The 20292-nt window shown below is 63.8% G+C and carries 20 protein-coding genes; 17 read left to right on the top strand and 3 right to left on the bottom strand.

What is annotated here, in order from left to right:
- Positions 1 to 82 precede the first annotated feature (82 nt).
- On the top strand, positions 83 to 916 hold the full coding sequence (locus AC0L3S_RS11780; protein ID WP_473279177.1) for an FkbM family methyltransferase: 834 nt from the start codon (positions 83 to 85) through the stop codon (positions 914 to 916).
- 90 nt (positions 917 to 1006) lie between these two features.
- Here AC0L3S_RS11780 and AC0L3S_RS11775 read toward each other — a convergent pair whose 3' ends face one another.
- The 3 genes from AC0L3S_RS11775 to AC0L3S_RS11765 all read right to left on the bottom strand — a co-directional run bounded on the left by AC0L3S_RS11775 (position 1007) and on the right by AC0L3S_RS11765 (position 3902).
- Entirely contained in the window at positions 1007 to 1210 is a 204-nt protein-coding gene (locus AC0L3S_RS11775; RefSeq protein WP_026232877.1) for a hypothetical protein, read from the bottom strand.
- A gap of 143 nt (positions 1211 to 1353) precedes the next feature.
- Positions 1354 to 2649, bottom strand: coding sequence for a spinster family MFS transporter (locus AC0L3S_RS11770; protein WP_473279176.1), 1296 nt, complete (start codon positions 2647 to 2649; stop codon positions 1354 to 1356).
- A gap of 62 nt (positions 2650 to 2711) precedes the next feature.
- Positions 2712 to 3902 (bottom strand): Rieske 2Fe-2S domain-containing protein, encoded by a 1191-nt coding sequence (locus AC0L3S_RS11765; RefSeq protein WP_473279175.1) that lies wholly within the window; start codon positions 3900 to 3902, stop codon positions 2712 to 2714.
- 180 nt (positions 3903 to 4082) lie between these two features.
- Between AC0L3S_RS11765 and AC0L3S_RS11760 the strand changes: the two genes are divergently transcribed.
- The 16 genes from AC0L3S_RS11760 (at position 4083) to nuoL (ending at position 20292) form a co-directional block, all read left to right on the top strand.
- Positions 4083 to 4598, top strand: a complete 516-nt coding sequence (locus tag AC0L3S_RS11760) for a MarR family winged helix-turn-helix transcriptional regulator (protein WP_473279174.1) — start codon at positions 4083 to 4085, stop codon at positions 4596 to 4598.
- A gap of 201 nt (positions 4599 to 4799) precedes the next feature.
- Entirely contained in the window at positions 4800 to 7049 is a 2250-nt protein-coding gene (locus tag AC0L3S_RS11755; protein ID WP_473279250.1) for a TonB-dependent siderophore receptor, read from the top strand.
- 574 nt (positions 7050 to 7623) lie between these two features.
- Complete coding sequence (locus AC0L3S_RS11750; RefSeq protein ID WP_007603535.1) at positions 7624 to 7989, top strand: NADH-quinone oxidoreductase subunit A; 366 nt, start codon at positions 7624 to 7626, stop codon at positions 7987 to 7989.
- Positions 7980 to 8567: a NuoB/complex I 20 kDa subunit family protein gene (locus AC0L3S_RS11745; RefSeq protein ID WP_007603537.1), complete on the top strand. Its 588-nt coding sequence runs from the start codon at positions 7980 to 7982 to the stop codon at positions 8565 to 8567. Before AC0L3S_RS11750 ends, AC0L3S_RS11745 begins: the two co-directional genes overlap by 10 nt.
- Positions 8568 to 8578: 11 nt before the next feature.
- A complete protein-coding gene (locus tag AC0L3S_RS11740; RefSeq protein WP_473279173.1) occupies positions 8579 to 9193 on the top strand; it encodes an NADH-quinone oxidoreductase subunit C in 615 nt (204 codons plus the stop codon).
- A 2-nt stretch (positions 9194 to 9195) separates the two neighbouring features.
- A complete protein-coding gene (locus tag AC0L3S_RS11735; protein ID WP_354058961.1) occupies positions 9196 to 10392 on the top strand; it encodes an NADH-quinone oxidoreductase subunit D in 1197 nt (398 codons plus the stop codon).
- Positions 10392 to 11354, top strand: a complete 963-nt coding sequence (locus AC0L3S_RS11730; RefSeq protein ID WP_473279172.1) for an FkbM family methyltransferase — start codon at positions 10392 to 10394, stop codon at positions 11352 to 11354. The genes AC0L3S_RS11735 and AC0L3S_RS11730 overlap by 1 nt, the downstream gene beginning before the upstream one ends.
- A gap of 12 nt (positions 11355 to 11366) precedes the next feature.
- On the top strand, positions 11367 to 11978 hold the full coding sequence (gene nuoE, locus AC0L3S_RS11725) for an NADH-quinone oxidoreductase subunit NuoE (RefSeq protein ID WP_007610983.1): 612 nt from the start codon (positions 11367 to 11369) through the stop codon (positions 11976 to 11978).
- Positions 11978 to 12181, top strand: coding sequence for a hypothetical protein (locus AC0L3S_RS11720; RefSeq protein WP_026232874.1), 204 nt, complete (start codon positions 11978 to 11980; stop codon positions 12179 to 12181). Before nuoE ends, AC0L3S_RS11720 begins: the two co-directional genes overlap by 1 nt.
- Before the next feature lie 15 nt (positions 12182 to 12196).
- Positions 12197 to 13522: an NADH-quinone oxidoreductase subunit NuoF gene (gene nuoF / locus AC0L3S_RS11715; RefSeq protein WP_027518249.1), complete on the top strand. Its 1326-nt coding sequence runs from the start codon at positions 12197 to 12199 to the stop codon at positions 13520 to 13522.
- Positions 13523 to 13527: 5 nt separating this feature from the next.
- Complete coding sequence (nuoG, locus tag AC0L3S_RS11710) at positions 13528 to 15603, top strand: NADH-quinone oxidoreductase subunit NuoG (protein WP_473279171.1); 2076 nt, start codon at positions 13528 to 13530, stop codon at positions 15601 to 15603.
- Positions 15604 to 15607: 4 nt separating this feature from the next.
- Complete coding sequence (gene nuoH, locus AC0L3S_RS11705) at positions 15608 to 16675, top strand: NADH-quinone oxidoreductase subunit NuoH (protein ID WP_007603555.1); 1068 nt, start codon at positions 15608 to 15610, stop codon at positions 16673 to 16675.
- Positions 16676 to 16689: 14 nt separating this feature from the next.
- Entirely contained in the window at positions 16690 to 17178 is a 489-nt protein-coding gene (gene nuoI / locus AC0L3S_RS11700) for an NADH-quinone oxidoreductase subunit NuoI (protein WP_026232873.1), read from the top strand.
- A gap of 9 nt (positions 17179 to 17187) precedes the next feature.
- Positions 17188 to 17826 (top strand): NADH-quinone oxidoreductase subunit J, encoded by a 639-nt coding sequence (locus tag AC0L3S_RS11695; protein ID WP_007610978.1) that lies wholly within the window; start codon positions 17188 to 17190, stop codon positions 17824 to 17826.
- The gene (gene nuoK, locus AC0L3S_RS11690) at positions 17823 to 18131 is read left to right on the top strand and encodes an NADH-quinone oxidoreductase subunit NuoK (protein WP_015685769.1); all 309 of its coding nucleotides are present in this window, start codon (positions 17823 to 17825) and stop codon (positions 18129 to 18131) included. The genes AC0L3S_RS11695 and nuoK overlap by 4 nt, the downstream gene beginning before the upstream one ends.
- Positions 18132 to 18192: 61 nt before the next feature.
- Positions 18193 to 20292: an NADH-quinone oxidoreductase subunit L gene (gene nuoL, locus AC0L3S_RS11685; RefSeq protein WP_473279170.1), complete on the top strand. Its 2100-nt coding sequence runs from the start codon at positions 18193 to 18195 to the stop codon at positions 20290 to 20292.

Below are 20292 nucleotides of genomic sequence, written 5' to 3'. Positions count from 1 at the left end.
CGCGACGGCCGCCAGGCGATCGAGTTGATTGCGCCGTTGATCAGATGGTACCGCTCAATCCGGGATTGTTCGGATCGATTTGATGCAGGCAGCCGATTTCAGCGCGACGTTGCAGAATTTGTTCGCGAAGGGCGTGCGCTACGGGACCGTCATCGATCTGGGCTGCGCCGATGGGCACTTCGTGCTCAACCATCAGTCGTGCCTCGGCGGTGCGTTGCCGCTGAACGTGGACGCCAATCGGATCTATGAGGACTCCCTCAAGGCGATCAAGGAGGTGCTTGGCGGACACTATCGCATTTGCGCCATCACCGACCACGAGGGCGAGATCGAGATCACCGAATCCGTGCATCCCTACTGGTCATCGCTGCGCCCCGCGGGCGACGTCTACTGGTCGCGGGTCAACGACCTCTCCACCAGCAAGGTAAAAGTGCCGGCGACGACGCTGGATGCGCTGGTCGAGCAGCTGTCGCTCAAGCCGCCGTTCCTGCTCAAGCTCGATGTGCAGGGCGCGGAACAGGCCGCACTGAAGGGCGCGCGCGGCGTGCTCGAGAATTGCAGCGTGGTCGTCTGCGAGACCGACGTTGACGACTTCCAGGACATCAACACGATGCTGCTGGACGCAGGTTTCTTCCTCTACGATTTGACGACGCTGCAGCGCCTGCGCGACGGAACGCTCGGCTGGTTCTATCCGGTCTATGTCGGCGGCAAGCTCGCCCATCTGAAGCCGCAGGCGTTCTGGGACGCCGGCGACAATGCTGCTGTGATCGGCGTGCAGGAGACGCGCCGCAAGATGATCCTGGAGCAGAACAGGAAGGCCCTCAACCGGCTGCGTTATGGGCGGAGCGGTGTGGGCCGCAATGATCCCTGTCCGTGCGGTTCAGGCGAGAAATTCAAGCACTGCTGCGGCAGCTATTGACCCGCTTCATGTTGGCGTCCTCGCCGTCGCCTGAATCAAAAAGGCCGCCCGAAGGCGGCCGTTTGGTATCAAACCGGACCTTTTTCGTCCTCAGCGGATCTCTGACGTCCCCGCGCTGGTCACCACGACCGGCTTGCCGGCCTTGATCACGTGGGCGGATTGGGCGGTCTGGCTGTAATCGGCATTGGTGCGGGCTGCGATCCCGAAGCCGGCCACCGTGATGCCGGCCACCAGCGCCACCACCACGATCTTCAGGTGCGTCGCACGATCAGCAGAGTGAATGGAGTGGTTCATCTGAGCCTCCCGACGGGCTTTGCCGCCGTCTATGGCTCTTCTTGTAAGGACCATCTGTTTCCGGATGGTTTCGCGGGTTCCGCAAAATGGTTTCATCTCCCCGCCGGCCGGTTTCGCCGGGCTGAGGCGTCCCGGATCGGGCCTCAGGCGGCCGCCCGGCCGATATCGTCCCGGATTGAGCGCGCCGCCCAGACGAACAGGAGCGCCCCCAGCGTGGTCGTGACCGCCGCCGAGAGCAAGGAATAGCGCACGGCATCGGCGCCGTAAGCGCCCTTCAGGGCATCATTGACCACGCCTACCGCGAGCGGCCCGACGCCTTGGCCGAAGCAGGTCGCGGTGAGCGCGATCAGGGCGGAGGCCAGCGCCCGCATGCTCGGCTTTGCCACCGTCTGCGCGATCGCGAAGATCGGTCCGAGATGGAAGCCGACCAGGAACGAGGTCAGCGCCAGCGTGGCCACCATCATCGCAAAGTCCTGCGTCAGCATGCACAGCGCGAACACCGGGCCGGCAAGGCCCGAGGTGACGGCGGGCGCCCACAGCTTCCAGCGATCGTCGCGGCGGCTGACTTGCGCCACCACGAAGCCGCCGAGCAGCGTGCCCGCCATGCCGGCGAGCCCCTTGAAAGTGCCGGCATAGGTGCCGATCTCGGCGCTCGACAGATGGTGCACGCGCGCCAGGAACGGCGGGATCCAGGCCGCGGTCGCGTAGTTGGTGTAAGTGGTGAGACAGAAGCCGATCAACACGATGATGAAGCTCTGTTGCGAGGCCAGGAAGCGCAGCGTCGGGCCGAGCGGCTCAGGCACGAACTTTTCCTGCATGGCGCCGCGCTTCGGTTCGGAGATCGTCAGCCACACAACGATAGCGAGCAGGATGCCGGGCAGGCCCGCGACGTAGAACGCCATCCGCCAGCCATAGTGCTGGTTGACGTAGCCGCCGACGAAATAGCCGAGGAAGACGCCGAGATAGGTGCCGACGGCGTAGATGCCGAGCGCGCGCGGACGCTCATTCTTGGCAAAGAGATCAGCGACGATCGATTGCGAGGCGGGCGACCCTGCGGATTCGCCGATGCCGACGCCGATCCTCGCCAGCGCCAGCGAAGTGACGCTCGAAGCGGCGCCGCATAACGCCGTCATCGCGCTCCAGAAGGCGAAGGCGGCAGCGACGATATTGCGCCGGTTGAGCCGGTCGGCGACGCGCGCGATGGGAATGCCGAGCAGGGAGTAGAACAGCGCGAAGCCGAAGCCCGCGAGCAAGCCCATCATGGTGTCGCTGAGCTGGAACTCCTTCTTGATCGGCTCGATCAGGACGTTGAAGATCGTGCGGTCGAGGAAGTTCAGCGCGTAGATGATCGTGAGCAGGCCGAGCACGTAATAGCGCCGTGCCGAGGGTTTTGTCGCGGCGGCCGTTTGCACCGACATTTGTGACGTCACATCGACCATCGCTTCCCCCAAATTAGTCTTTGTTATCGTTGTCGGTCCAGCTTTGATTGGCGTTGGCCGCTTCACGCGTCGCGGATGTAGTTCCCCGCTTCGAATTCGACCGGAGGCGCGCTCAAATCGAACGAGAGTCCGATCGGATCGCGGCCTGCTTCCATCGCCTCGAGCTGCTCGGTCAGCATGCGCCGGATCATGAGGATGCCGCGGTCGCTCTGGCCGAAATGCTCCTCGGAATGGATCGTCTGCGGTCCCTGGCCGACCTGGGCTTCATAGTCGCCCGGAAATTGCTGGTGCTCTTCCTCGGTCATGTCCCACCAGAACTTGCCGTTGAATTTCGAGCGCATGCGGCCGATGTCGCCGGGGTTCTTGACGCGGCCGGCGACGTAGATGCGGAACGAGGTGTCGTCGATCGGCAACGTCCAGCCGATCGACTCGACGCGGGCGAACTGCGCCACGCGCGGGTTCGGCACGACGCGCAAGGTGGGGAGCGCCGCCTCAGTGACGCGGTAAAACACACGGCCGTCATCCTGCTTGCGGATCGAGCGCACGGCGATGCCACGCGGGGTCTTGTCGAACGTCACCTCCGGCATCGATGCCATCATGTTGGTGAATTGCGGACCCGAGAACGAGCCGTGCAGCACCGGCACGTGGTAGGGATCGACCACGTTCTCGAAATGCTGGAGCCAGTTGCAGGGGATCATCGCGGGACCACCGCCGCCGATCGAGGAATCGTCGGCCTCGACGAACTCGCCGTCGTCCATGGTCTCCAGGCATTGATAGGCCGGCAGCACCGGGCGTTTTTCGGCCGGGCCCATATAGGCGAAGATCAGCCCGTAGCGTTCCTCGACCGGATACCAGGGCTGCCGCACCTTGTCCTTGAACTGGCCGCCCTCGGGCTCGCAGGGCTGCTCCAGGCAGTGACCTTCGGCGTCGAACTTCCAGCCGTGATAGCAGCAGCGGATGCCGTCCTCCTCGACCTTGCCGTAATAGAGCGTGGTGCCGCGGTGGCAGCAGCGGGCGTGCAGCAGGCCGGCGCGGCCGTGCTTGTCGCGGAACAGCACCAGGTCCTCGCCCAGCGCGCGAACCTTTTTTGGGGTGTCGGTGGCGTCGCTGATGAGCCCGACCGGATGCCAGTAACGTCGCAGCAGTTCGCCCATCGGCGTGCCACGCACGACCGAAGTAAGCTCGGTGCGGGTGTGCGTGGGCTTCATCGCATAGGCCGTGCCGAGATCGCGATCCCGCTGGGTGATGGTCATGCAGATCCTCCCGCTGTCGGCCTTGCTGGCTCGGCTTGTGACGCCTTGAACACCAGTGAAGGGCCGATTGATGACAATGTCAACGAATTTCCAAATGCCTCTTAGTCGCATTCGGATCGGGCTGGGGAGGTTGCGCTACCAAGACTTGGCACGCCGCGGCTTTCTTGGCAGAGGTGGCTCATGAGCCAGACATCAAGCAGGGCCGGGCGCACATCGTCCGATGCGGACGAAATTCAGTCGCCGGCGCCGATCACCGTCATGCTGTCGTCTCGGCTGATGGTGCTGGCCAATCTGCTCAAGCGTGGCGCCATCCTGCGCTACAAGCGCCTCGCCGGATTGTCATCGGTCGAGTTCGGCTTGGTCGCCTCGCTCGGCCGGCGGCCGCCGATGAGCGTGGCGCGGCTTGCGGAAGCCGTCGGCCAGGACAAGGGGCAAATCAGCCGCGCGCTTGCGGAACTCGTATCGCGCAAGCTGATCGCGAAATCAGCGAACCCGAAAGACAGCCGCGAGGTGCTGGTCTCGCTGACCGCGACGGGCCTTGCGGCGCATGATGCGATCGTCGCCGGTGCGCAGGAGCGCAATCGGCGTTTGCGCGAACATCTGAGCGAAGCCGAGTTCGAGACGCTGCTGCAGCAGGTCGATCAATTGACGAAGATCGCCGCCGAGCTGCTCGAGAGCGAGAAGATTTCGCGCTGACGTTTTGGCAACCCGGGACATGTTGGATCGCTTCCAAGACTCTTTCTAAGACTCTTTCTAGGACTCTCTCTAAGAGGCTTTCAATTAGGGAATTCGCGCGCGCTCCCCTAAGCGTCACCGCAAGCGCATGCCGTCATGGGACTGACGGCATGTGCAAATCAAAATACGCAGTTTTGGGGTTGCGCGTTGAACAGTCTTGGAATGCTGCGGTCGGCCGTATTGGCGACCGCATCCGCTTGGGTTTTGCTGCCGCAGGCATCGCTTGCACAATCTCCTGCGCAGAGTGGCGCGCAGAACATTCCGTCGGTGACCGTCACCGCGCCGGAAGCGCGCCGCCGCGCCACCTCCGCCCAGCGCCGCCCGCCGCGATCATCCGAGCAGACAGCCAACCGAAGCAGGCCGCAGCCGCCGCGCAATGTCGGTTTCGTCGAGACGCCACGAGGGCCGGTGCACGGCTACGTCGCCGGCCGAAGCTCGTCCGGCACCAAGACCAACACGCCCATCATGGAGACGCCGCAGGCGGTGTCGGTGATTGGCGCGGAGCAGATCCGCGACCAGAAGGCGAACAAGCTCGACGAGGTCCTGCGCTACACGGCCGGCGTCCGCGCCGGGACCTTCGGCGCGGACACGCGCAACGATTGGTGGCTGATCCGCGGCTTCAAGTCCGACGACGTCGGACTGTTCCTCGACGGCATGCAGCTGTTCTCCACGTCCTATGCGACCTGGAAGCTTCAGACGCCCAACATGGAGCGCGTCGAGGTGCTGCGCGGTCCGTCGGCCGTGCTCTATGGCGGGTCGAGCCCGAGCGGCATCATCAACGTCATCAGCAAGATGCCGCCCGCTGAGCCCGTCCGTTTCATCGAGACCGGCGTCAACAATTTCGGCAACGCCTATGTCGGCTTCGATGTCGGCGGTCCGGTCGCGACCCAGCCCGAAAACGGCAAGCTGTTCTACCGCGTCGTCGGCCAGGTCCAGAACGGCCCGACGCAGGTCAATTTCACCCCGGACAACAATTACTTCATCGCGCCGTCGGTGACCTGGAAGCCGGACGCCGACACGACGTTCACCGTGCTGGCTTCAGCTTCCCGGCAGGAAACCCGCGGCATCAACTTCCTGCCCTATGAGGGCACGGTGACCAACGCTCGGTTTGGCAAGATCCCGACCAGCTTTTTCGCCGGCGATCCCAGCGTCGACAAGTTCACGCGCGAGCAGGAGATGCTGGGCTATCAGTTCGAGCGCAATCTCACCGACGATTTGACGTTCCGGCAGAATGCGCGGTTTGCCCATGTCGACGTGACCTATCGCGGCTACGTCGGCAATAATTGGGCTGACATCAACACGGCCAGTCTCGGTCGCTATAATTGGTATGCGAAGAACACCGCCAACCAGGCCAATCTCGACAACCAGCTGGAGTACCGCTTCAACACCGGCGCGGTGCGGCACACGATGCTGTTCGGGGTCGATTTGAAGGGTTATCAGATCGACGACTATCAGGCTTTCAACTTCGGCACTGTCCCTTCAATCAACGTCTTCAATCCCGGCTACGGGTCTGACATCCCATTGACGGGCGCACCGTTCCGCAACTTCCAGATCACGCAGAAGCAGGCCGGCACCTATCTTCAGGACCAGATGAAGCTCGGCAATTTCACGCTGGTGCTGAGCGGCCGCAATGATTGGGTCGAGACGACGCAGGCTGCCCGCGATACTGGCGCCACGCTCGCCAGCCGCGACGACAGCAGGTTCAGCGGACGCGCCGGGCTGATCTACAATTTCGACAATGGCATCGCGCCCTATGTGTCCTACGCCACGAGCTACAATCCGATCATCGGCCTCAACGCGCAAAACCAGCTGTTCCTGCCGGAGACCGGCCAGCAGGCCGAAATCGGCGTGAAGGTCGCGCCGAGGGAATTTAACGGCTATTTCACCGCCTCGGTGTTCGACCTGAAGCGCCAGAACGTGGCAACCACTGATCCTGTCGTCCCGACCTTGCAGAACCAGACCGGCGAGGTGACCTCGCGCGGCATCGAGCTCGAAGCGGTGGCGAACGCCACGCGTGAGCTGAAGCTGATCGGCTCGTTCACGGCCTACCATTTGTTCAACAGCAGGGATCTGGACCCATCTTTGGTCGGCAAGACCCCGACCAACACGCCTGAGCTCCTGGTGTCGGGCTGGGCGGACTACACCTTCAAGGACGGGCCGCTCGCGGGGTTCGGCTTCGGCGGCGGTGTCCGCTATGTCGGTTCGTCGTGGGCGGATACCGCCAATACCCTCGAGGTTCCCGCAGTCGTGCTCGGCGATCTCGCGCTCCACTATGAGTGGCAGAACTGGCGCACCGCGCTGAACGTGGTCAATTTGACCGACAAGATCTACGTCGCGAGCTGCGCGGCGGCGTCCTCTTGCTTCTACGGCGACCGCCGGCGCGTGACCGCCAGCGTCTCCTACAAGTGGTGAGGCAGATGACGAGAACGGGCGAGGGAAGGCCGTCGTGAGAGCCTGACCGGCCCGTCACCGGCTTTCGCCACGAGATCGATGAGCTCGCGGGCCATGCCCCCCGGCCCGAAGCTCATGCGAGCGCGGCGCGCGACGAGCTAGCCAACGTTGCCGCCGCGCTCGCCGCTGATTTTCCTGGGCGGCAGAAGCGGGCGCCGCCCGCCCGACGCATTCGCCAGACGGGCCCGGGTCCGATCGTGATGCATGGCTCCCGGATCGCTCGCCCGAGAATGGGTGCGCCTGTCGTCGTTGTAATCTGGACTTTGCTGCGCCGCGGCCTAGATAAAGTGAGCCTTCCCAAGAACGGACGTCACGACCCAGCGCGTGTGGACTGATCGGGGCGCCCTTGCTGGGGCCGTCGATCTGCTCCATACCAGCCGCGGGGTGATTCCGGGATTTCCACCGTTCTGAGGGCGACAAAGGGCCTAAAAAGAGCGTGTCTTGCGCCCATTGGTGCACTGCGCTAAGGCTCAGAACAATTCCAAACTGGACGAATCCGTGGCTGTCCCGAGGCTGCGGGAAAAAGGGCTCGTCAATGAGCGGCATTCTGCAGAACTATCTTCCACTCGTCGTCTTCATAGGGGTAGCGGGCCTCATTGGCCTGGTGCTGCTGATCGCGCCGTTCATCGTGGCGTTCCAACAGCCTGACCCGGAAAAGCTGTCGGCGTATGAGTGCGGTTTCAACGCCTTCGACGATGCCCGAATGAAGTTCGACGTCCGCTTCTATCTCGTCGCCATCCTCTTCATCATCTTCGACCTCGAGGTGGCGTTCCTGTTTCCCTGGGCGGTGGCGTTCGGCAAGCTCGGCGCGACCGGCTTCTGGTCCATGGTGGTGTTCCTTGGCGTGCTGACGGTCGGGTTCGCCTATGAATGGAAGAAAGGCGCACTGGAATGGGATTGAACCCTGTGTCGTCCGCCGGTCCGGTGCTCGCGCCGGCCCCCAAGGGCATCCTGGACCCGTCGACCGGCAAGCCGGTCGGGGCCAATGATCCGTTCTTCCTCGAGGTCAATTCGGAACTGTCCGACAAGGGCTTCTTCGTGGCCGCGACCGACGACCTCATTACCTGGGCGCGTACCGGCTCGCTGATGTGGATGACCTTCGGTCTCGCCTGCTGCGCGGTCGAGATGATGCAGGTCTCGATGCCGCGCTACGACGTCGAGCGCTTCGGCTTCGCGCCGCGCGCTTCGCCGCGTCAGTCGGACGTGATGATCGTCGCGGGGACCCTGACCAACAAGATGGCGCCTGCGCTGCGCAAGGTCTACGACCAGATGCCCGAGCCGCGTTACGTCATCTCGATGGGCTCCTGCGCCAATGGCGGCGGCTATTATCACTATTCCTACTCGGTCGTGCGCGGTTGCGATCGTATCGTGCCGATCGACATCTACGTGCCGGGCTGCCCGCCCACGGCGGAAGCGCTGCTCTACGGCGTGCTGCTGCTGCAGAAGAAGATCCGCCGCACCGGCACCATCGAACGCTAAGGTTTTACGTCATGGACGACGCCAAGCTCGACGCCCTGGGGCAGACGATCGTTAGCGCGCTTCCGGGCGCCGCCATCGGTCATTCGGTGGCCTTCAATCAGCTCACGGTGGATGTCGAGGCCAGCAAGATCGTCGAGGTGGTCAAGTACCTCCGCGACGACCCGAACTGCCGCTTCATCAATTTCACCGACATCACAGCGGCGGACTATCCCTCGCGCGAGAAGCGCTTCGACGTGATCTATCACTTCCTGTCACCGACCCTGAACGCGCGGGTCCGGCTCAAGGCCCAGGCCGACGAGACCACGCAGGTGCCGTCGCTGATCGAGGTGTTTCCCGGCGCCGACTGGTTCGAGCGCGAGGCCTACGACCTCTACGGCGTGATCTTCGTCGGTCATCCCGACATGCGCCGCCTCCTGACCGATTACGGCTTCGAGGGTCATCCGCTGCGCAAGGATTTCCCGACCACCGGCTTCCTCGAGGTCCGCTATGACGACCAGGAGAAGCGGGTCGTGTACGAGCCGGTCAGGCTTAACCAGGAATTCCGCAAGTTCGACTTTTTGTCCCCGTGGGAGGGCGCCGACTATCCGGTCCCTCCGGGCGATGAAAAAGCGGGGCCGAAGGTCTGAACATGAACGAGCAACCGCAAGAACTCCGCAATTTCACCATCAACTTCGGTCCGCAGCATCCGGCCGCGCACGGCGTGCTGCGCCTGGTGCTGGAGCTTGACGGCGAAGTCGTCGCCCGCGTCGACCCGCATATCGGTCTGCTCCACCGCGGCACCGAAAAGCTGATCGAGCAGAAGACCTATCTGCAGGCGATCCCTTATTTCGACCGCCTCGACTACGTCGCGCCGATGAACCAGGAGCACGCCTTCTGCATGGCTGCAGAGAAGCTGCTCGGCATCGAGGTGCCGCGCCGCGCGCAGCTGATCCGCGTGCTCTATTGCGAGATCGGCCGCATCCTGTCGCATTTGCTCAACGTCACCACGCAGGCGATGGACGTCGGCGCGCTGACCCCGCCGCTGTGGGGTTTTGAAGAGCGCGAAAAGCTGATGGTGTTCTACGAGCGCGCCTCCGGCAGCCGCATGCACGCAGCCTACTTCCGCGTCGGCGGCGTGCATCAGGACCTGCCGCAGAAGCTGGTCGACGACATCGACGCCTGGTGCGATCCGTTCCTCAAAGTGGTCGAGGATCTCGACCGGCTGCTTACCGCCAACCGCATCTTCAAGCAGCGTAACGTCGACATCGGCGTGGTGTCGCTGAAGGAAGCCTGGGAGTGGGGCTTCTCCGGCGTGATGGTGCGCGGTTCGGGCGCGGCGTGGGATCTGCGCAAGTCGCAGCCCTATGAATGCTACGCCGAGATGGATTTCGACATCCCGATCGGCAAGAACGGCGACTGCTACGACCGCTATCTGATCCGCATGGAAGAGATGCGCCAGTCCGTGCGCATCATGAAGCAGTGCATCCAGAAGCTGAATGCGCCGGACGGCAAGGGCCCCGTCGTCGTCGAAGACAACAAGGTCGCGCCGCCGCGCCGTGGCGAGATGAAGCGCTCGATGGAAGCGCTGATCCATCACTTCAAGCTCTACACCGAAGGCGTCCACGTGCCCGCGGGCGAAGTCTACGCCGCGGTCGAGGCGCCCAAGGGCGAGTTCGGCGTCTTTCTGATCTCGGACGGCACCAACAAGCCGTACAAGTGCAAGATCCGCGCGCCGGGCTTTGCGCATCTGCAGGCCATGGACCACATCTGCCGCGGTCATCTGCTCGCCGACGTTTCCGCGATCCTCGGCTCGCTCGACATCGTGTTCGGAGAGGTCGATCGGTGATGGCGCAGGCGCCGATCCAGTTTGACCGCGCCTCGGGGGCCCTTGAAGGGGCTAACCTGTGGGAGCGGACGGCTGCCTTGGCGCTGGTGACGGGATCGAAGATCTCCTCGCATTTCTCGCATATGGGCTACATCGCCTGCGCCAATCTGCTGCGCAAGACGCTGGCCGAGCGCAACATCGCGATCAAGCTCAACCCCGACGCCGTGTTCGAATTTCCCTACGGCGACGGCTATTGGAGCAAGCTGCTCAACCGCTCCTACAATTACGAGGACGAGCTGGAGCTGTTGTTCGCCGACTCCATCGACGTCGACTATACGCTGCTCGATTGCGGCGCGAATTACGGCTATTGGTCGGTGCTGGTGTCGAGCAAGCCGTTCGGTTCGCACAAGGCGATCGCGATCGAGCCGTCGGGGCAGAACCATCCGAAGCTCGCCAATAACGCCCGCATCAACGGCAGCCGCTTCGAGACCATGAAATGCGCGATCGGCGCGGCCCGTGGCACCGCGCGTCTGTCAGGCACCAAGCACGAGGCCTTCAGCATCGCCGGCGACGCGTCGGCAGGCGGCGAGGACGTGCCGGTCATCGCGCTCGACAATCTGATCGACGACGGCAAGATCGCCGCGAGCGGCAAGTACCTGATCAAGCTCGACGTCGAGGGCGTCGAGATCGAGGCGATCAAGGGCGGCGCCCGGCTGCTCCAGGCCGACAGCGTCGTCATGTGCGAGGAGCACGGCAGCGACCGCTCGCACGCGGTCTCGCGCCACATCCTCGAACACACCCCGCTGAAGCTGATCGTCTACGATCCCAGCACAAGGCGTATGGAGACGGTGACCGAGCTGTCGATCCTCGACCGCATCAAGGTCTCGACTCACGTCGGCTACAATGTTTTCGGCACCGCAAGCGCATTCTGGCAGGACAGGATCAATGCCCTGAATGCGAAAACCGCGCGCCGCGTGCAGTGAGAGATTGAAGAGATGTCCGTTCGCCGATTAGCACCGAAGGAAGTCCAGCCCGCGAGCTTTGCGTTCACGGAGGAGAACCTCGCGTTCGCCAAGCAGCAGATCGCGAAATATCCGGCCGGGCGCCAGGCTTCGGCCGTCATCGCCATCCTCTGGCGCGTTCAGGAACAGCACGACGGCTGGGTGTCCGAGGCCGCGATCCGCGCTGTCGCCGACATGCTCGACATGCCCTATATTCGCGTGCTCGAGGTCGCGACCTTCTACACGATGTTCCAGCTGGCCCCGGTCGGCAAGAAGGCCCACGTCCAGGTCTGCGGCACCACGCCGTGCCGCCTGCGCGGCGCCGAGGATCTGATCCACGTCTGCGAGCACCGCATCCATCACGAGCCTTTCCATCTCTCCAAGGACGGCAATTTCAGCTGGGAAGAGGTGGAGTGCCTCGGTGCCTGCGTGAATGCGCCGATGGTGCTGATCGGCAAGGACACCTATGAGGATCTGACCAAGGAAAGCTTCGGCAAGGTGCTCGACGGCTTTGCGTCTGGCAATCCGCCCAAGCCCGGTCCGCAGAACGGCCGCCAGTTCTCGGCGCCGACCGGTGGGCCGACCACGCTGAAGGAGATCACCTGATGCGTGATCTCTCGCCGCCAGTTGAAGGGAGCAGTGTTGTGAAGAAGTGGGGCTTCGTCGCAATGCATTCCGCCGTGGCGGCCACGTTCATTTTCCTGCTTCAGCGCTTCGCCCTGAACGCGTCGCTGGAATCCAGTCTGCTCTGGGCGCTGACCTTCGCCGTCTGCGCCGCCGGGCTTGCCTACAAGCAAGCCAACCGTTGATCGGAAAGCACTGACATGCTCGAGGACAAGGACCGCATCTTCAAGAACCTCTACGGCCTCCATGATTGGGGGCTCGAGGGCGCGCGGCGCCGCGGCGCCTGGGATGGTACGAAGAACATCATCGACAAGGGCCGTGACTGGATCATCAACGAGATGAAGGCGTCGGGGCTGCGCGGCCGCGGTGGCGCCGGCTTCCCGACCGGCCTGAAATGGTCGTTCATGCCGAAGGAATCGACCGACGGACGGCCGAGCTATCTGGTCGTCAACGCCGACGAATCCGAGCCCGGGACCTGCAAGGATCGCGAGATCATGCGGCACGATCCGCATCTGCTGATCGAGGGCTGCCTGATCGCGAGCTGCGCGATGAACGCGCATGCCTGCTACATCTATGTCCGCGGTGAGTTCATTCGCGAGCGCGAGCATCTCCAGGCAGCGATCGACCAGGCCTATGAGGCCAAGCTGGTCGGCAAGGACAATGTCAACGGCTGGCCGTTCGACATCTACGTCGCCCACGGCGCCGGCGCCTATATCTGCGGCGAGGAAACCGCGCTGCTCGAGAGCCTCGAAGGCAAGAAGGGCCAGCCGCGTCTGAAGCCGCCGTTCCCGGCCAATGTCGGCCTGTATGGCTGCCCGACCACCGTCAACAATGTCGAGTCGATCGCGGTTGCGCCGGACATTCTGCGCCGGGGCGCGGCGTGGTTCGCCGGCATCGGCCGTCCGAACAATGTCGGCACCAAGCTGTTCTGCATCTCCGGCCATGTCGAGCGGCCCTGCAACGTCGAAGAGGCCATGGGCATCCCGTTCCGTGAGCTGATCGAGAAGCATTGCGGCGGCATCCGCGGCGGCTGGGACAACCTCAAGGCCGTGATCCCCGGCGGCTCCTCGGTGCGCATGGTGCCGGCCGAGCAGATCATCGACACGCCGATGGATTTCGACTCGTTGAGCAAGCTGCGCTCGGGCCTCGGCACCGCGGCCGTGATCGTGATGGACAAATCGACCGATTTGATCCGCGCCATCGCCCGCATCTCCTATTTCTACAAGCACGAGAGCTGCGGCCAGTGCACGCCGTGCCGCGAGGGCACCGGCTGGATGTGGCGCGTCTTGACCCGCATGGCCGACGGCCGCGCCCACAAGCGCGAGATCGACATGCTGCTGGAAGTCACCAAGCAGGTCGAAGGCCACACCATCTGCGCGCTGGGCGACGCCGCGGCGTGGCCGATCCAGGGCCTGATCGCGCATTTCCGTCATGAGATCGAAGCGCGCATCGACCAATATTCGCACAAGGCCGACATCGACGATGCCGGCGTCCGCGATCCCGTGAACATGGTCGCGGCGGAGTAGAGACAATGACCAAGCTCATCATCGACGGCAAAGAGATCGATGTCCCCGCCGAATACACGCTGCTTCAGGCGTGCGAGGCGGCCGGCGCCGAGATTCCGCGCTTCTGCTATCACGAGCGGCTGTCGATCGCCGGCAATTGCCGGATGTGCCTCGTCGAGGTGAAGGGCGGCCCGAAGCCGGTCGCGAGCTGCGCCTGGGGCGTGCGCGATTGCCGTCCGGGTCCCAAGGGCGAGCCGCCGGAAATCTCCACCCGTTCGCCGATGGTGAAGAAGGCGCGCGAAGGCGTGATGGAATTCCTTCTCATCAACCATCCGCTGGATTGCCCGATCTGCGACCAGGGCGGCGAGTGCGACCTTCAGGACCAGGCGATGGGCTACGGTGTCGACACTAGCCGCTTCGCCGAGAACAAGCGCGCGGTCGAGGACAAATATCTCGGCGCGCTGGTCAAGACGTCGATGAACCGCTGCATCCAGTGCACCCGCTGCGTCCGCTTCTCGGCGGAAGTGGCCGGCGCCCCCGAAATGGGCGCGACCGGCCGCGGCGAGGACATGGAGATCACGACCTATCTCGAGCACGCGCTGACGTCTGAGCTCCAGGGCAATCTCGTCGACATCTGCCCGGTCGGCGCGCTGACCTCGAAGCCCTACGCCTTCGCCGCGCGCCCGTGGGAGCTCGGCAAGACCCAGTCGATCGACGTGATGGACGGCCTGGGCTCTGCGATCCGCGTCGACACCCGCGGCCGCGAAGTGATGCGTATCCTGCCGCGCATCAACGAGGCCGTGAACGAGGAGTGGATCTCCGACAAGACCCGCCACGTCGTCGACGGCCTGCGCACCCAGCGCCTCGACCGGCCCTATATCCGCGAAGCCGGTAAGCTGCGCGCGGCAAGCTGGCCCGAGGCCTTTGCCGCGATCGCCTCCAAGGCGGCGCGCACCGACGGCAAGCGGATCGGCGCCATCGCGGGCGACCTCGCCGGCGTCGAAGAGATGTTCGCGCTGAAGGATCTGCTGGCCAAGTATGGCTCGGGCAATCTCGCGGTGCAGGGCGGCGACGCCTTCGAGCCCGCGCTCGGCCGCGGCTCCTACATCTTCAATCCGACGCTGGCCGGCGTGGAGCAGGCCGATGCGCTGCTCATCATCGGCGCCAATCCGCGGAAAGAGGCGGCCGTGTTCAACGCCCGCATCCGCAAGCGCTGGCGCGCCGGCGGCTTCAAGGTCGGCGTGATCGGCGCCAAGCCCGATCTGACCTACGATTATGACCATCTCGGCGCAGGCACCGAGACCCTCGGCGAGCTCGCGGCCGGCAAGCACTCCTTCATGGACGTGCTGAAGAACGCCAAGAATCCGATCATCATGGTCGGCGCTGGCGCTGCCTCGCGCCACGACGGCGCCGCCATTCTCGCAGCCGCCGCCAAGCTCGCGCTCGATGTCGGCGCGCTCAAGGACGGCTGGAACGGCTTCGGCGTGTTGCACGAGAGCGCCTCGCGCGTCGGCGCGCTCGACATCGGCTTTGTCGCCGGTCAGGGCGGGCTGAACGCGGCGCAGATGACGACGTTCGGGACGCTCGATCTGCTGTTTCTGCTCGGCGCGGACGAGATCAAGCCGTCGGACGGCACCTTCGTCGTCTATATCGGCACCCACGGCGACCGCGGCGCCCATCGCGCCGACGTGATCCTGCCGGCCGCCGCCTATACCGAGAAGTCGGCGATCTACGTCAACACCGAAGGTCGCGTGCAGATGACCGGACGGGCCGCATTCCCGCCGGGCGAGGCTCGCGAGGACTGGGCGATTGTCCGCGCGCTGTCGGAGGCGCTCGGCAAGAAGCTCGGCTATGACTCGTTGTCGGCCCTGCGCCAGGCGATCTTCAAGGCGGTGCCGCATCTGATCCGTCTCGACCAGATCGAGGCCGGCTCGGCCGACCAGATCAAGAAACTCGCGGGGAAGGGCGGCACGACGGAGAAGGCTCCGTTCAAGCCGGTCGTCGAGGACTTCTATTTGACCAACCCAATCGCGCGTGCGTCCGCCGTGATGGCGGAGTGTTCGCGGCTTGCCTCCGGGCAGATGCTGACCGCAGCGGAGTGAGCTGATGGAATTCTTCGAAAGCGCATTCTGGACCGGGTTCCTTTGGCCGCTGATCATCATGATCGCGGAGAGCGTCCTTGTGCTGGTCGTCCTGCTCGTGGCGATCGCCTACATCCTGCTCGCCGACCGCAAGATCTGGGCAGCGGTGCAGATCCGCCGTGGCCCGAACGTGGTCGGGCCCTGGGGTCTGCTGCAATCCTTCGCCGACCTCCTGAAGTTCGTGCTGAAGGAGCCGATCATCCCGTCCGGCGCCAATAAGGGCGTGTTTCTCCTGGCTCCCCTGGTCTCATGCGTGCTCGCGCTCGCTGCCTGGGCGGTGATCCCGACCAATCTCGGCTGGGTGATCTCCGACATCAATGTCGGCGTTCTCTTCATCTTCGCGATCTCGTCGCTGTCGATCTACGGCATCATCATGGCCGGCTGGTCGTCGAACTCGAAATATCCGTTCCTGGCGGCGCTGCGCTCGGCGGCGCAGATGGTGTCCTACGAGGTCTCGATCGGCTTCGTCATCATCACGGTGCTGCTCTGCGCCGGCACGCTGAACCTCTCCGCCGTGGTCGAGGCGCAGCATGTCCGCGGCCTGGCGAGCTTGATCGGGTTGCCGCAGCTCACCATCCTGAACTGGTACGTCTGGCCGCTGTTCCCGATGTTCGTGATCTTCTACGTCTCGGCGCTGGCTGAAACCAACCGTCCGCCCTTCGACCTCGTCGAAGCGGAATCCGAGCTCGTCGCCGGCTTCATGGTCGAGTACGGCTCGACGCCGTATCTTCTGTTCATGCTCGGCGAGTATGTCGCGATTGCCACGATGTGCGCGATGGCGACGATCCTGTTCCTCGGAGGCTGGCTGCCGCCGGTGGACCTGCCGCCCTTCAACTGGGTGCCGGGGATCATCTGGTTCTCGCTGAAACTGTTCTTCATGTTCTTCCTGTTCGCGATGGCCAAGGCGATCGTGCCGCGCTACCGCTACGATCAACTGATGCGCCTCGGCTGGAAAGTGTTCCTGCCGTTGTCGCTGGCGATGGTGATCGTGGTGGCCGGTGTGCTGCACTTTGCCGGCATCGCGCCGAAGTGAGGGCCGTCATGGGTATCAACATCAACGCCACTGCACGCTCGCTCCTGCTGTCGGAATTCGTCTCGGCGTTCTTCCTCGCCATGCGCTATTTCTTCCAGCCGAAGCCGACGCTGAACTATCCGTTCGAGAAGGGCCCGATCTCGCCGCGCTTCCGCGGCGAGCATGCGCTGCGCCGCTATCCGAACGGCGAAGAGCGCTGCATCGCCTGCAAGCTGTGCGAGGCGGTCTGCCCGGCGCAGGCCATCACCATCGAGGCCGGCCCGCGCCGCAACGACGGCACCCGCCGCACCGTGCGCTACGACATCGACATGGTGAAGTGCATCTATTGCGGCCTCTGCCAGGAAGCCTGTCCGGTCGATGCCATCGTCGAAGGTCCGAACTTCGAGTTCGCGACCGAGACCCGCGAGGAACTGTTCTATGACAAGGCCAAGCTGCTCGCCAATGGCGACCGCTGGGAACGCGAGATCGCGAAAGCGATCGAACTCGACGCGCCGTACCGGTGAGATGAGAGCATGATCCTTCCCGCGCTGTTCTTCTATCTGTTCGCCGGCGTCTGCGTCGCCTCGGCGGTGATGGTGATTGTCTCGCGCAATCCCGTGCACTCCGTGCTGTACCTGATCCTGGCCTTCGTCAACGCCTCCGGCCTGTTCGTGCTGATGGGCGCCGAATTCCTGGCGATGATCCTGATCGTCGTCTATGTCGGCGCGGTCGCGGTACTGTTCCTGTTCGTGATCATGATGCTCGACGTCGACTTCCTCGAGCTGCGCGAGGGCTTCATCGAGTACCTCCCGGTCGGCCTCGTGATCGGCGGCATCTTCCTGTTCGAGCTGCTCCTCACCGTCGGCTTCTGGGTCATCAACCCCGGCGTCGCCAAGACGATCACCGCGGCGATCCCGACCAACGTCTCCAATACCGAGGCGCTGGGCCTGGTGCTCTATACCAAATACATCCACTACTTCCAGCTCTCGGGCATGGTGCTGCTGGTCGCAATGATCGGCGCCATCGTGCTGACGCTGCGGCACAAGGCGAGCGTCAAGCGGCAGGACATCAACGTTCAGAACGCGCGCACGCCCGAAATCGCGATGGCGATACGCAAGGTGGCGCCGGGGCAGGGGCTCCAGGACTCTGACGCGGCGGAGTGGGTGAAATGACGATCGGGCTCGGACACTATCTTGCGGTCGGCGCGATCCTGTTCACGCTCGGGATCCTCGGCATCTTCCTGAATCGCAAGAACATCATCGTCATCCTGATGTCGATCGAGCTGATCCTGCTCGCGGTCAACATCAATCTCGTGGCGTTCTCGACCTTCCTCGGCGATATCGTCGGGCAGGTCTTCGCGCTCCTGGTGCTCACCGTCGCGGCCGCTGAAGCCGCGATCGGTCTCGCCATCCTGGTGGTCTATTTCCGCAACCGCGGCTCGATCGCGGTTGAGGACGTCAATCTGATGAAGGGCTGATCGCATGATCCGGAAAAGTGGATACCGGTTTTCCGACCAGATCGTGCGGAAAGATTAAATCATGGTCCAGGCAATCGTCTTTCTGCCTCTGCTGGGCGCTATTCTGGCCGGCCTGATCGCGCTGTTCGGCGCGCATGCCCGCAACCCTTCGGGCGACACGGTCGAGCATCACGATGATCACGGTCATGGCGCGCACGCCCATGCGTCCGACACGATCACCGACGATGCGTCGGTCATTCACGAGACCCATCACGAGCCCGGCGACGGCCACGATGACCACCACGTCTCCGAGCCGCCCGCGGCGGGCTCGCGCGGCGCCGAGCTGATCACCACGGCGTTGCTGTTCGTGTCGGCGGCGCTGTCCTGGATGACGCTGGTCGATGTCGGCTTCATGCACCACGACATGCGCATTCCGCTGCTGCCGTGGATCCTCTCCGGCGATCTTCAGGTCTACTGGACGCTGCGGGTCGACACGCTCACCGCCGTGATGCTGGTGGTCGTGACCACCGTGTCCTCGCTCGTGCACCTCTATTCCATCGGCTACATGGACGAGGACCCGAACCGGCCGCGCTTTTTCGGCTATCTGTCGCTGTTCACCTTCGCCATGCTGATGCTGGTGACCGCCGACAACCTCGTGCAGCTGTTCTTCGGCTGGGAAGGCGTGGGTCTGGCGAGCTACCTCCTGATCGGTTTCTGGTACCAGAAGCCCTCGGCGAACGCCGCCGCCATCAAGGCCTTCGTGGTCAACCGCGTCGGCGATTTCGGCTTCGCGCTCGGCATCTTCGCGATCTTCCTGCTGGCCGGCTCGACCGATTTCGAGACCATCTTCCACGCTGCGCCAGGTCTCACCGGCAAGACCATCAACTTCCTCGGTTGGCACGCCGACGCGCTGACCCTGACCTGCCTGTTGCTGTTCATGGGCGCGATGGGCAAATCGGCGCAGTTCCTGCTGCACACCTGGTTGCCGGACGCGATGGAAGGCCCGACCCCGGTGTCGGCGCTGATCCACGCCGCGACCATGGTCACCGCCGGCGTCTTCATGGTGGCGCGCCTGTCGCCGCTGTTCGAGCTTGCGCCGAACGCGCAGGCCGTCGTGATGTTCTTCGGCGCCACCACGGCGTTCTTCGCGGCGACCATTGGCCTCGTCCAGAACGACATCAAGCGCATCGTCGCCTACTCGACCTGTTCGCAGCTCGGCTACATGTTCGTGGCGATGGGGGCAGGGGCCTATTCGGTCGGCATGTTCCATCTGTTCACGCACGCCTTCTTCAAGGCGCTGTTGTTCTTGGGCTCCGGCTCGGTGATCTACGCGATGCATCACGAGCAGGACATCCGCAACATGGGCGGCCTGTGGCGCAAGATCCCCTACACCTACGCGGTGATGGTGGTTGGCACGCTCGCGCTCACCGGCTTCCCGCTGACCGCCGGCTATTTCTCCAAGGACGCGATCATCGAGTCCGCCTACGCCTCGCACAATCCTTTCGCGATGTACGGCTTCCTGATGACGGTGGTCGCGGCCGGCCTGACCTCGTTCTACTCGTGGCGGTTGATCTTCAAGACCTTCCACGGCGAGCCGCATGACGATCACCATTACGAGGCCGCGCATGAAGCGCCGATCTGGATGCTGATCCCGATCGGTGTGCTCGCGGTCGGCTCCATCCTGGCCGGCTTCCCGTTCAAGGAGCTGTTCGCCGGTCACGGCATCGAGGAGTTCTTCCGCGAATCCGTGAAGATGAACCCGCACATCATCGAGGATATGCACCACATCCCCGAGACCATCGCCTTCCTGCCGACGGCGATGATGGTGCTGGGCTTCCTGGTGTCGTACCTGTTCTACATCCGCCGGCCCTATCTGCCGGTCGAGCTCGCGAACACGCAGCCGATGCTGTACAAGTTCCTGCTCAACAAATGGTACTTCGACGAGCTCTACGACATCATCTTCGTCCGTCCGGCGAAGTGGATTGGCTACCAGCTCTGGAAGAAGGGCGACGGCTTCATCATCGACGGCCTCGGTCCCGACGGCGTCTCTGCCCGGGTGTTGGACGTCACCCGCAACGTCGTGAAGATCCAGACCGGCTATCTCTACCACTACGCGTTCGCCATGCTGATCGGTGCCGCCGGCCTGATCACCTGGTTCATGTTCGGCTTTGGGGGCCAGTAA

This window comes from Bradyrhizobium sp. Ken01 (assembly GCF_055807355.1).
This window is presented reverse-complemented; position numbering and strand designations above follow the sequence as displayed.

Excerpts from the sequence above, each read along its gene's own strand:
- AC0L3S_RS11780 (WP_473279177.1), top strand. The coding sequence starts at position 83 with ATGCAGGCAGCCGATTTCAGCGCGACGTTGCAGAATTTGTTCGCGAAG.
- AC0L3S_RS11775 (WP_026232877.1), bottom strand. The coding sequence starts at position 1,210 with ATGAACCACTCCATTCACTCTGCTGATCGTGCGACGCACCTGAAGATC.
- AC0L3S_RS11770 (WP_473279176.1), bottom strand. The coding sequence starts at position 2,649 with ATGGTCGATGTGACGTCACAAATGTCGGTGCAAACGGCCGCCGCGACA.
- AC0L3S_RS11765 (WP_473279175.1), bottom strand. The coding sequence starts at position 3,902 with ATGACCATCACCCAGCGGGATCGCGATCTCGGCACGGCCTATGCGATG.
- AC0L3S_RS11760 (WP_473279174.1), top strand. The coding sequence starts at position 4,083 with ATGAGCCAGACATCAAGCAGGGCCGGGCGCACATCGTCCGATGCGGAC.
- AC0L3S_RS11755 (WP_473279250.1), top strand. The coding sequence starts at position 4,800 with ATGCTGCGGTCGGCCGTATTGGCGACCGCATCCGCTTGGGTTTTGCTG.
- AC0L3S_RS11750 (WP_007603535.1), top strand. The coding sequence starts at position 7,624 with ATGAGCGGCATTCTGCAGAACTATCTTCCACTCGTCGTCTTCATAGGG.
- AC0L3S_RS11745 (WP_007603537.1), top strand. The coding sequence starts at position 7,980 with ATGGGATTGAACCCTGTGTCGTCCGCCGGTCCGGTGCTCGCGCCGGCC.
- AC0L3S_RS11740 (WP_473279173.1), top strand. The coding sequence starts at position 8,579 with ATGGACGACGCCAAGCTCGACGCCCTGGGGCAGACGATCGTTAGCGCG.
- AC0L3S_RS11735 (WP_354058961.1), top strand. The coding sequence starts at position 9,196 with ATGAACGAGCAACCGCAAGAACTCCGCAATTTCACCATCAACTTCGGT.
- AC0L3S_RS11730 (WP_473279172.1), top strand. The coding sequence starts at position 10,392 with ATGGCGCAGGCGCCGATCCAGTTTGACCGCGCCTCGGGGGCCCTTGAA.
- nuoE (WP_007610983.1), top strand. The coding sequence starts at position 11,367 with ATGTCCGTTCGCCGATTAGCACCGAAGGAAGTCCAGCCCGCGAGCTTT.
- AC0L3S_RS11720 (WP_026232874.1), top strand. The coding sequence starts at position 11,978 with ATGCGTGATCTCTCGCCGCCAGTTGAAGGGAGCAGTGTTGTGAAGAAG.
- nuoF (WP_027518249.1), top strand. The coding sequence starts at position 12,197 with ATGCTCGAGGACAAGGACCGCATCTTCAAGAACCTCTACGGCCTCCAT.
- nuoG (WP_473279171.1), top strand. The coding sequence starts at position 13,528 with ATGACCAAGCTCATCATCGACGGCAAAGAGATCGATGTCCCCGCCGAA.
- nuoH (WP_007603555.1), top strand. The coding sequence starts at position 15,608 with ATGGAATTCTTCGAAAGCGCATTCTGGACCGGGTTCCTTTGGCCGCTG.
- AC0L3S_RS11695 (WP_007610978.1), top strand. The coding sequence starts at position 17,188 with ATGATCCTTCCCGCGCTGTTCTTCTATCTGTTCGCCGGCGTCTGCGTC.
- nuoK (WP_015685769.1), top strand. The coding sequence starts at position 17,823 with ATGACGATCGGGCTCGGACACTATCTTGCGGTCGGCGCGATCCTGTTC.
- nuoL (WP_473279170.1), top strand. The coding sequence starts at position 18,193 with ATGGTCCAGGCAATCGTCTTTCTGCCTCTGCTGGGCGCTATTCTGGCC.